Source organism: Mesorhizobium sp. M7A.F.Ca.CA.002.04.1.1 (genome assembly GCF_004022805.1).
Taxonomy (GTDB): Bacteria; Pseudomonadota; Alphaproteobacteria; order Rhizobiales; family Rhizobiaceae; genus Mesorhizobium; species Mesorhizobium ciceri.
Genome location: NZ_RZPL01000178.1, coordinates 1 through 8743, shown reverse-complemented (window position 1 = coordinate 8743; position 8743 = coordinate 1). Strand labels below are relative to the sequence as shown.

The window sequence follows — 8743 nt, the reverse complement described above, 5'->3', positions numbered from 1 at the left end:
CGCTGGTAGCGCCCGAGCTGTTGAACGCCGGCCCGGCGGAATGGGCCGCACTGGTGGTCACCGCCGTGGTTTCGCTGCGCGGTGGGTTGATGGCGATGTTTTTGGCGGGCGCGGCGGTATTGATCGTGGCGCGGCAGTTCGTCGGGTAGGGCGTATCGATATTCAGGTGATGACGGCCTGCAAACGGCGGCTTCCTGCGCTTCCCCGTTCTACCGCGTCGCGGTAGAACTGAGCTCACGTACCCAAAAGTACGCTTCGCTCCGGTTCACGGAACCCATCGTTTTCGCTCGTCCTGACCTGAATCTCGACACGCCCTCGGCGCCTCAGAAAAATCAAATCTTCGCGTCGTGCGGCAGCGGCGCGGTGGCCTTCTCCAGCCAGGCCAGCGTTTCGCCGTCGAGCATCGGGCCGATCTCGGCCAGCACGCGCGCGTGGTACGAGTCCAGCCAATGCAGCTCGTCACGCGTCAGAAGGTCCGACTGCACCAGCCTGGTATCGATCGGCGCCAGCGTCAGCGTCTCGAAGCCGTGCATGGCGATGTCGCCGCCCTCGATCTCTTGCGCCGGCGTCACCAGGATCAGGTTCTCGATGCGGATGCCGTAGGAGCCTTCCTTGTAGTAGCCGGGCTCGTTGGACAGCATCATGCCTTCGAGCAGCTTTTCGGTGCCGGTGCGGGCGATACGCTGCGGGCCTTCATGCACGGCCAGATACGAGCCGACGCCATGGCCGGTGCCGTGGGCGAAGTCGCAGCCGTGCTTCCACAGCGCCATGCGCGCGACGGCATCGATCTCGGAGCCGCGCGTGCCGGCGGGAAAGCGCAAGGTGGAAATGCCGATCATGCCTTTCAGCACCAGGGTGAAGCGTTCGCGCATCTCCTGCGTCGGCTGGCCGATCGGCACGGTGCGGGTGATGTCGGTGGTGCCGTCCTGATACTGCGCGCCGGAATCGAGCAGGAACAGCTCGCCGGCCTGCAGCTTGCGGCTGGTGGCGCGCGACACGCGGTAATGCATGATGGCGCCGTTCGGGCCGGCGCCCGAAATGGTGTCGAAGGAGACGTCGCGCAGCGGCATCTGGGTTTCCTCGCCGGTCCGCCGGCGCTGTTCCTCCAGCCTGGTGACGACAGCGATCTCGTCGAGCGAGCCGGGTTTTTGCCGCTCCAGCCAGCACAGCAATTTCGCCACGGCCGCACCGTCACGCCGATGCGCGGCGCGCGAGCCGTTGATCTCGGCCTGGTTCTTGGTGGCGCGCGGGATTCGGGCAGGATCTGCTGCTGCAATGACGGCGCCGCCATTGTCCTCGACCAGCATGCGCAGCCGGTCAGCCGCCAGCACCGGGTCGAGCGCGATTTTCGCGCCACTCTTGGCAAGCGCTGTGATCGCGGCTTCGAATTCGCCGGGCTCATGCGGCTCGGCGAGCTGGGTGAGGTAGGCGGCGACCTGGCGCGAGAATTTGCGCTTATCCATGAAAAGCTGGTGCGACCCATCGGCGGCGAGGATGGCGAAGCCGAGCGCCAGCGGCGTGTGCGGCACGTCGCCGCCACGGATGTTGAAGGCCCAGGCGATGGAGGAGGGGTCGGTCAGCACCGCATGGGTGGCGCCGTCCTTGGCGATCGCCGCCGCTAGCCGCGCCAGCTTGTCCTTGGCGAGCTCGCCGGCAAAGCCGATCGGGTGGAGCTCGACGGGAGCCACCGGCGCGTCGGGCTGATCCTTCCAGATGATGTCGATCGGGTTTTTGTCGAGCGGCACCAGTACGGCGCCGTTCTTGTCGACTGAGGCCTGCAGCGCCTTGACCTCGCTGATCGTGTGCAGCCATGGATCGAAGCCGAGCCGTGCGCCCTTGCCAAGATTGTCTTTCAGCCAGACAGCCGGCGGATTGTCGACCAGGCTTTCGATCGAAAAGACGTCGAGATCGACCTCGCTGCGCACCTGCAGCGTGTAGCGCCCGTCAACAAAGACGAAGGCGCGGTCGCGCAGGACGATGGCGACGCCGGCCGAGCCGCTGAAGCCGGTCAGCCATTTCAGCCGCGCCGAACGATCGGCGACATATTCGCCCTGATGCTCGTCGGCACGCGGGACGATGAAGCCGTCCAGCCCGTTGGCTTCAAGCCATTGGCGCAGCAGCGCCACGCGCGGTTTGCCGACGGCCGGGTCGCCCGCGGAATCGAAGGTCTGGAACATGGTGGGCCTCCTGCATGTCCGCGCAACCGTAGCGTACGGTCGCGGAAATCGGAATCGATTTCCGGCTGCGCGCAACCTGCTACAGCATCGCCGGACTGACAACTGGGGGAATTTGGTCCAGGCTCGGTCGGTGCCGGTCTAATGCTTCAGGTGGATCGTCACCCAGCCCTCGCGGTGCAAGGTTCTGACATGGCGGAAATTCTGGCCGACATAGGCCGAGATGACCGCGTCCCGCTGGCGCTCGAGGATGCCCGACAGCACGATCGAACCGCCAAGTGCGATATGATGGGCCATTTGCGGCGCCAGCCGCATCAGCGGCCGCGCCAATATGTTGGCGACGATCAGATCGAAGGGTGCGCGCTTGCCGAAGATCGGATGGTGAAAGCCGGGCGCGGTTGCTGTTTCCACCAGTGCCTTGACGTGGTTGAGCCGCGCATTGGCGGCAGCCACCCGCACCGCCACCGGATCAATGTCGGTGGCCAGCACCGGAATGTGCGCCAGCTTGGCGACGGCGATCGCCAGTACCGCGCTGCCGGTGCCGAGGTCGAGCGCATTGCGCGGGTGTTCGCGCCGGACCACTCTTTCCAGCATTTCCAGGCAGCCGGCGGTGGTGCCGTGATGGCCGGTGCCGAAGGCGAGGCCGGCTTCGATTTCGATGGCGAGTTCGCCGCTGTGGCGTTTCCTGCGGTCATGTGCGCCGTGGACGAAGAAACGTCCGGCACGCACCGGCTTCAACTCTTCCAGCGAATGCGCCACCCAGTCGATGTCGGGCAGGGGCTCGCGCTCGATCGGCTTCGACAGGGAAAGGCCGGCAAGGATGTCCTTCAAGCGGGTCTCGACCGCATCGACGTCGCCATCGGCATAGAGCGACACTTCGTGGATGTCCTTGTCCTCGTCGACCTCCAGCACGGCGATCGGCAGCCCCTCTTCCTCGAAGGCCGCCTCAAGCGCCGCGAAAATGCTGACGGACTCGATCTTTCCGGTGGTGAAGTAAAGGCGCGTCTGGGTCATGAAATGGTAATCAGCCTTTCGCCGCCAGCCGCTTCAGCTTGGCGATGGCCGTATCGGCGCTTTCGCCGTAGGCGATTGTGCCGGCAAAATCGCCCTTGGCGTTGAGCAGCAGCACCGAGGCGGTATGATCCATCGTGTAGTCGCCGTCGCCGGTGTCGACCTTCTTCCAATAGATGCCGAACGACTTGGCCATGGCATGGACCTTGTCCGGAGCGCCCGTGATGCCGACGATACGGTCGGAGAAATTGCTGACATAGGCGTTCATCACCTCAGGCGTGTCGCGCTCCGGATCGACCGATACGAAATAGGCGTGCAGGTTCTTGCCGTCGTCGCCGAGCGTCTTCAGCCAGCCGGCCAGTTCGAACAGCGTGGTCGGGCAGACCTCGGGGCAATGGGTGAAGCCGAAGAAGACGACGCTGGGCTGGCCCCGGAAGGCGGCTTCGGTGATCGGCGCGCCTTTCTGGTCGACCAGAGTAAAGGCGGCCCCGAATGGCTCGCCGCCATAGTGGCCGCGATACCAGTCGAAGGTCAGCCAGCCGATGCCGGCCGCCATCAGGACGAGAATACCGACCAGGATAGAACGCATCATCAGAAAAGTCCGTCTGCAGAAATCGTCGCGCCGGCTCAATGCCGCGCCTGTGTGACAGTCTTAGCGGTTCGGCCCCGCACAGGCAAAGTGCCGCGTTGCCGCAACCGCTGCGGTGTCGACCTATCTGCTTGCAAAGCCGGGCCGCTCGCCCCACCTGTGACCGGCAACTCGAACCGCAGGAGGGTCCCTTGCAACGACTGATTGGGCACGGACTGATTGGGCGAAGACTGATCGGCGGTGCCTTGGCCGCGTGCGTTGTCCTAGGTGCCGGGGCCGCCGTGGCCGATGAAGTCGGCAAGGTCGGCGTCGACTGGCTCGGCAACGACATCATCGTCGAGGCGATCAAGGACCCCAAAGTGGAGGGCGTGACATGTCACGTCTCCTATTTCGATCGCGGCATCATCGATCGCCTGCACAAGGGCAACTGGTTCGAGGATCCGTCCGATTCCTCGATCTCCTGCCGCCAGACCGGCCCGATCACCATCGGCGACATCGACATGAGCGAGGGCGGCGAGGAAGTGTTCAAGCAAGGCATCAGCCTGATCTGGAAGAAGCAGGTGGTGAACCGCATCTACGACAAGGCCAACGAGACGCTGATCTATCTCTCGCATTCGCGCCAGGTGCAGAACGGCTCGGCCAAAATGTCGGTCACCACTGTGCCGCTCTACGGCCAGAACGTGGTGTGGAGCAAAGGCAAGCCGCAATAGGCGATTCAGTTCCTTCCCGGGCGCACGATTGGCCCCGCTTGCGGGACCAATCGCCTGGGCGAATCCTTGCCGGGAAACGATCTGACGGACGATTGGCCCCGCTTGCGGGACCAATCGCCTAGGCGTAAAGCCGCCGGCATGGACCGTTCCGAAGATCTCGTCCCGAAAGACCCCGAGCCACGCATCCATCCGACCGCGGAGTTGAAGGCGTGCAAGCTTGGGCGTTATGCCTCGATCGGCGAGCGGGTGGTGCTTCGCGAGGTCACCGTCGGCGACTTCTCCTATTTCGAACGCCATTCGGAAGCGATCTACACGACGATCGGCAAATTCTGCTCGATCGCCGCCAACAGCCGCATCAATGCGCTGGAGCATCCCATAGAGCGGCTGACCCAGCACAAGCTCAGCTACCGGCCGAACGAGTATTTTCGCTGGCTGGGCGTCGATGCCGCCTTCCGCGAACGGCGGCAGGCGAAAGCCGTGACCATCGGCCATGATGTCTGGATCGGCCACGGCGCGGTGATCATGCCCGGGGTCACCATCGGCAATGGCGCGGTGGTCGGCGCCAACGCAGTGGTGACGCGTGATGTGCCGCCCTACGCGATCGTCGCCGGCGTGCCGGCGAAGGCTCTCCGGCCACGCTTCGCTCCGGATATCGCGGCGCGGATCGAAGCTCTCGCCTGGTGGAACTGGCCGGTCGAAAAGCTCGCCAGAGCGGTTCCCGACATGCAGGCAATGCCGATCGAAGCATTCCTCGATCGTTGGGAAAACGACGCCGTCTGACCAGCTCAAGACGTCGACGGTAACCAATTTTCTTAACGTAAAATATTAAAGTTAAGAAATGGAAAACGGATTGTATCCGTGAAATTAAACACTCCAAGGTTGCAAGACTTTCGGCAAAATGCACTACTCGTTTCGGGGGTAAGTCGTAAGAAGTCGAAGAAAACACTACTAGCAACAATGGAGAGAAGTCATGAAGAAGTTCGCTTTTGTACTCACCGCTGCTATGGTTTCGTTCTCGACTGTCGGCGCCTATGCCGGCGGCTGGGGAGGTAGCTCGGGTAGCCTGATCAATGTGTCGCCGTCCATCGGTGTCGGCCAGGTGACCGCGCTCAATGGCATCCTGAGTGGCAACAACATCCTGAGCGGCAATGTCGTCCAGGGCATTCTGAACGGCAACAAGACCAACGTCCTTACCGGCGTTCTCAGCGGTATCGGCGTCAATGTCCTTGGCGGCAACAGCTACAAGCTGGGCGGCCGTCACTGAGCAGGAAAGTCACGGGCATCCTTATGTCACGTGTCGTGGGCAGGAGGGTCTTCAACACCCTCCTGCCTCCGCTTGTGGGCCTACCCAGTCAAGCGCGGGAATGAGCTAGATCTTCGCCCGCAGGCCCACAAATGCATCGACCGTGTGTTCGCGCTCGTCGATCACGGTCTTGAAGGTCTCGGAAACGTCGACGCGAACGACAATGGCCATCGATTTGGTCGCGTTGTACGTCGCTTCGGCATAGACGCCCTTGCGGCGCTCCTGGTTCTCGTAGAGCAAATTGTCCTTGAGCTCATAGAAGATGCCGGAAGCGATGCCGAGGTTTTCGCGCACCTTCATGCCCAGTTCCAGTTCCGCGCGCTGCAGCCACGAAGCCAGGGGGTCGTCGGTTTCGGACGTTTCGTAGCGGCCGAAATAGGTGCCGCGCAGCTCGAAGCCGTGCGGCAGAGGCTTGCCGAAGGTGACTTGCCAGGTCGGACGCCAGCGCTGGTAGATGTTATCGGCGCCACGCAGGAACTGCGCACCCAGCGCCACGCCGAGCGTCGAACCGTCGGTGGCCTTGTAGGCCGCCTCGGCGCGCAGCGTATAGGCGTTGAACGACAGGAACAGCGGCGGGTAACCGATTTCCTCGACGCTGGCGAAGAGCGCAGACGCGGACGCGCCGAAGGCAAGCTGGCCAACTGTCCGGGTGACCCGAGCCGCCAACTGGAAGAGATTGCGGTCGGCATGCAGCTTCGCCGGCAAGATGAGATCTTCCTGGAAATGCGTCGCGCCGAGCTTTTCGTAGCTGTCGGCGGCCTCGAGGATCAGCGATGTGGCGTTGCCGAGGTCGATGCCGAGTTGTGTCTGGGCGCCGAAGACCTGCTTGAACTCGCGCGTACCCAGCGTCAGCGGGCCGATATCCAGATTGTCGCCGGTGCTGGAGACGCGATAGCTCAGCGATCCCCTCAGTTCGAGGCCCGGGCCGAGCCGGCGGAAGGCCTCGGCCGACAGCGACAATCCGCGGTCGTCCTCGATCGACGTCTTGTCGTAATGCGTTACCTGGAAGTCCGCGCTGAATTTCGCGTTGGCGTCGTTGTCGCCCCATTGCTGCTGCAGCGAACCGCGCAACAGTGTGTACCAGTCCTTGACCGCATGGTCGCTGTCCAGCGCGTTGTTGGTCCAATGCCTTTCGAGACTGCCGGTGATTGTCGGATCGGTCGCTATTTCGGCAGCCGGTGCTGTTGATGGTTCTGCCCTGGCGGTCACGGCCGCGCAGGCCATCAGCAGGCCTAGGCCGGCGCTGCCAAGCAATCTGCGGGAAAGTGGAGCGACCGTCTGTCCTTCTGCCGGTCGGCGCTTTCGGGAAACCATGCTCCGCGCTCTCCGGACTGAAACCCCTTCCGCCATGCGGGGGTGGCGCAGCGGAAGGGGCTGGAGGTAAACCGCTGTGAAGCGGAAGGAACAGGCACTCTTGCCTGCGGGAGTACTGTGGCATTGAACCCATAAGGTGTGTTTTCCAGACTATTCTCCCTATGCGTGCAGGCAATTGTACCTGAGGTATTTGTTCGCATCGGGAACCTGAAGCGGTCGCTGATTGTTTCTCATCGCGCCGCAGCGTCGAGGATTTCGATAGATGGAAAAGCATTTCACCAAGGTTGCCAACTGGGTCGCCCGCATAGCCGGCCTGCCGCCGACATTCGCCGTCTGTTGCCTCATCATCATCGCCTGGGGGGTGAGCGGTCCGTTCTTCGGCTTTTCGGACACTTGGCAACTTGTCATCAACACGGGCACGACCATCATCACCTTCCTGATGGTCTTCCTGATCCAGAACACTCAGAACCGCGACGGCGCGGCGATCCAGGCCAAGCTCGACGAACTGATCCGGGTCGGCAAGGGCCACAACCACTTCATCGGCATCGAGCATCTGACCGAATCCGAAGTCGAGGAAATCCGCGCCAAATGCGAGCGTGCGGCAAAGCGGCATGACGAACAGATCGCCGACATCGCGGCGAAGAAGGCCGTGGCACAGAAGCGCGGGTCGAAAAAGCAAGCGGCCTGAAGATCAGCCTTTCATGAAGGCTGCGAAACTGCCTTTGTGGTCCGGATGCCAGCGCGACAAAGCGGGGCGGTTCTCGATGATGTCGCCGATCGCCCAGGCCATGCGCTTTTCATCCAGCGGCCGGGCCGCCTCATTGTCCGGGCACAGGATGTAGAAATCTCCCCTGGTCAGGGATTCCAGCATGAAATCCACAACCTGTTCGCCGGTCCAGGCGCCGGCCGGTTTTTCCGTCGCACCCTCGGTCAGACCGGTAAAGGTGAAGCCGGGGATCAGCAGATGGGCAGCGACATGGGCGCCGGGTTCGTTGCGCAACGCGTGCGCCAGGCCTTCCGTGAAGGTTTTCACTCCTGCCTTGGAGACATTGTAGGCAAGATTGCCGGGCGGCGTGGTGATGCCTTGCTTGGAGCCGGTGTTGACGATCAGACCCGGCCTGGCCGAGGCCAGCATGCGCGGCGCGAAGGCCTCCACGCCATGCACAACGCCCCAGAAATTGATGTCCAGCAGCCGTTTCCAGGCATCGCGGTTTTCCCACGGCTTTCCGGGGTTGTCGCCGACGCCGGCATTGTTCATCAGCAGCGACACGCCGCCGAAGGCGCCGAACGCTCTCTCGGCGAGGCGGTCCACCTCATCCGCCTTCGAAACGTCGGCGGCGACGGCAAGCACGGCATCGTCGCCGGCAATCGCGGAAACGGCGCGCGAGGCGTCGTCAAGCCGCGCGCCGCCAATGTCGGCCAGCACGATCTTCATGCCTAGCAATGCAAGCCGCTTGGCGGCCGCCAGACCGATGCCGCTGGCAGCGCCGGTGATCACGGCGGCATTGCCTGGAGCAAGCGCGGGCAGGGCGGTCTGGATCTCGGCGTCGGTGATCATGGGCGATGGATTCCTTGTTCGATGCGCCGAACTTAGCGCCGGAACGGGCCGGTGCAAGCCTCTGCTCGTCTTGTCGGGTTGACC

The 8743-nt window shown here is 63.1% G+C and carries 9 protein-coding genes and 1 pseudogene; 5 read left to right on the top strand and 5 right to left on the bottom strand.

Going from position 1 to position 8743, the window contains the following annotated elements; all coding sequences use genetic code 11:
- Positions 1-149, top strand: a pseudogene (locus tag ENZ75_RS35730) (AzlD family protein); the annotation flags it as partial.
- Between the two features lie 183 nt (positions 150-332).
- On the opposite strand, the gene ENZ75_RS12065 reads toward ENZ75_RS35730, so the two are convergent.
- The 3 genes from ENZ75_RS12065 to ENZ75_RS12055 all read right to left on the bottom strand — a co-directional run bounded on the left by ENZ75_RS12065 (position 333) and on the right by ENZ75_RS12055 (position 3777).
- Positions 333-2177: an aminopeptidase P family protein gene (locus ENZ75_RS12065; RefSeq protein WP_063168300.1), complete on the bottom strand. Its 1845-nt coding sequence runs from the start codon at positions 2175-2177 to the stop codon at positions 333-335.
- A gap of 138 nt (positions 2178-2315) precedes the next feature.
- Entirely contained in the window at positions 2316-3188 is an 873-nt protein-coding gene (locus ENZ75_RS12060; RefSeq protein ID WP_013530972.1) for a 50S ribosomal protein L11 methyltransferase, read from the bottom strand.
- Positions 3189-3198: 10 nt separating this feature from the next.
- Positions 3199-3777, bottom strand: a complete 579-nt coding sequence (locus ENZ75_RS12055) for an SCO family protein (RefSeq protein ID WP_013530973.1) — start codon at positions 3775-3777, stop codon at positions 3199-3201.
- Between the two features lie 188 nt (positions 3778-3965).
- Here ENZ75_RS12055 and ENZ75_RS12050 point away from each other — a divergent pair, with 188 nt between their 5' ends.
- From ENZ75_RS12050 to ENZ75_RS12040, 3 genes are all read left to right on the top strand, one after another.
- A complete protein-coding gene (locus tag ENZ75_RS12050; RefSeq protein WP_024501452.1) occupies positions 3966-4484 on the top strand; it encodes a CreA family protein in 519 nt (172 codons plus the stop codon).
- Positions 4485-4622: 138 nt separating this feature from the next.
- Positions 4623-5264: a DapH/DapD/GlmU-related protein gene (locus ENZ75_RS12045; RefSeq protein WP_063168299.1), complete on the top strand. Its 642-nt coding sequence runs from the start codon at positions 4623-4625 to the stop codon at positions 5262-5264.
- A 190-nt stretch (positions 5265-5454) separates the two neighbouring features.
- Positions 5455-5748, top strand: coding sequence for a hypothetical protein (locus ENZ75_RS12040; RefSeq protein WP_013530976.1), 294 nt, complete (start codon positions 5455-5457; stop codon positions 5746-5748).
- 105 nt (positions 5749-5853) lie between these two features.
- On the opposite strand, the gene ENZ75_RS12035 is transcribed toward ENZ75_RS12040, so the two are convergent.
- The gene (locus tag ENZ75_RS12035; protein WP_206617033.1) at positions 5854-6996 is read right to left on the bottom strand and encodes a hypothetical protein; all 1143 of its coding nucleotides are present in this window, start codon (positions 6994-6996) and stop codon (positions 5854-5856) included.
- 367 nt (positions 6997-7363) lie between these two features.
- Between ENZ75_RS12035 and ENZ75_RS12030 the strand changes: the two genes are divergently transcribed.
- On the top strand, positions 7364-7789 hold the full coding sequence (locus tag ENZ75_RS12030; RefSeq protein WP_013530978.1) for a low affinity iron permease family protein: 426 nt from the start codon (positions 7364-7366) through the stop codon (positions 7787-7789).
- Between the two features lie 3 nt (positions 7790-7792).
- On the opposite strand, the gene ENZ75_RS12025 is transcribed toward ENZ75_RS12030, so the two are convergent.
- Positions 7793-8659, bottom strand: coding sequence for an SDR family NAD(P)-dependent oxidoreductase (locus tag ENZ75_RS12025; protein WP_013530979.1), 867 nt, complete (start codon positions 8657-8659; stop codon positions 7793-7795).
- Between the last annotated feature and the right edge of the window lie 84 nt (positions 8660-8743).

What these genes read in the sequence shown, in the direction of transcription:
- ENZ75_RS12065 (WP_063168300.1), bottom strand. Translation starts at nt 2,177, where the DNA reads ATGTTCCAGACCTTCGATTCCGCGGGCGACCCGGCCGTCGGCAAACCG.
- ENZ75_RS12060 (WP_013530972.1), bottom strand. Translation starts at nt 3,188, where the DNA reads ATGACCCAGACGCGCCTTTACTTCACCACCGGAAAGATCGAGTCCGTC.
- ENZ75_RS12055 (WP_013530973.1), bottom strand. Translation starts at nt 3,777, where the DNA reads ATGATGCGTTCTATCCTGGTCGGTATTCTCGTCCTGATGGCGGCCGGC.
- ENZ75_RS12045 (WP_063168299.1), top strand. Translation starts at nt 4,623, where the DNA reads ATGGACCGTTCCGAAGATCTCGTCCCGAAAGACCCCGAGCCACGCATC.
- ENZ75_RS12040 (WP_013530976.1), top strand. Translation starts at nt 5,455, where the DNA reads ATGAAGAAGTTCGCTTTTGTACTCACCGCTGCTATGGTTTCGTTCTCG.
- ENZ75_RS12030 (WP_013530978.1), top strand. Translation starts at nt 7,364, where the DNA reads ATGGAAAAGCATTTCACCAAGGTTGCCAACTGGGTCGCCCGCATAGCC.
- ENZ75_RS12025 (WP_013530979.1), bottom strand. Translation starts at nt 8,659, where the DNA reads ATGATCACCGACGCCGAGATCCAGACCGCCCTGCCCGCGCTTGCTCCA.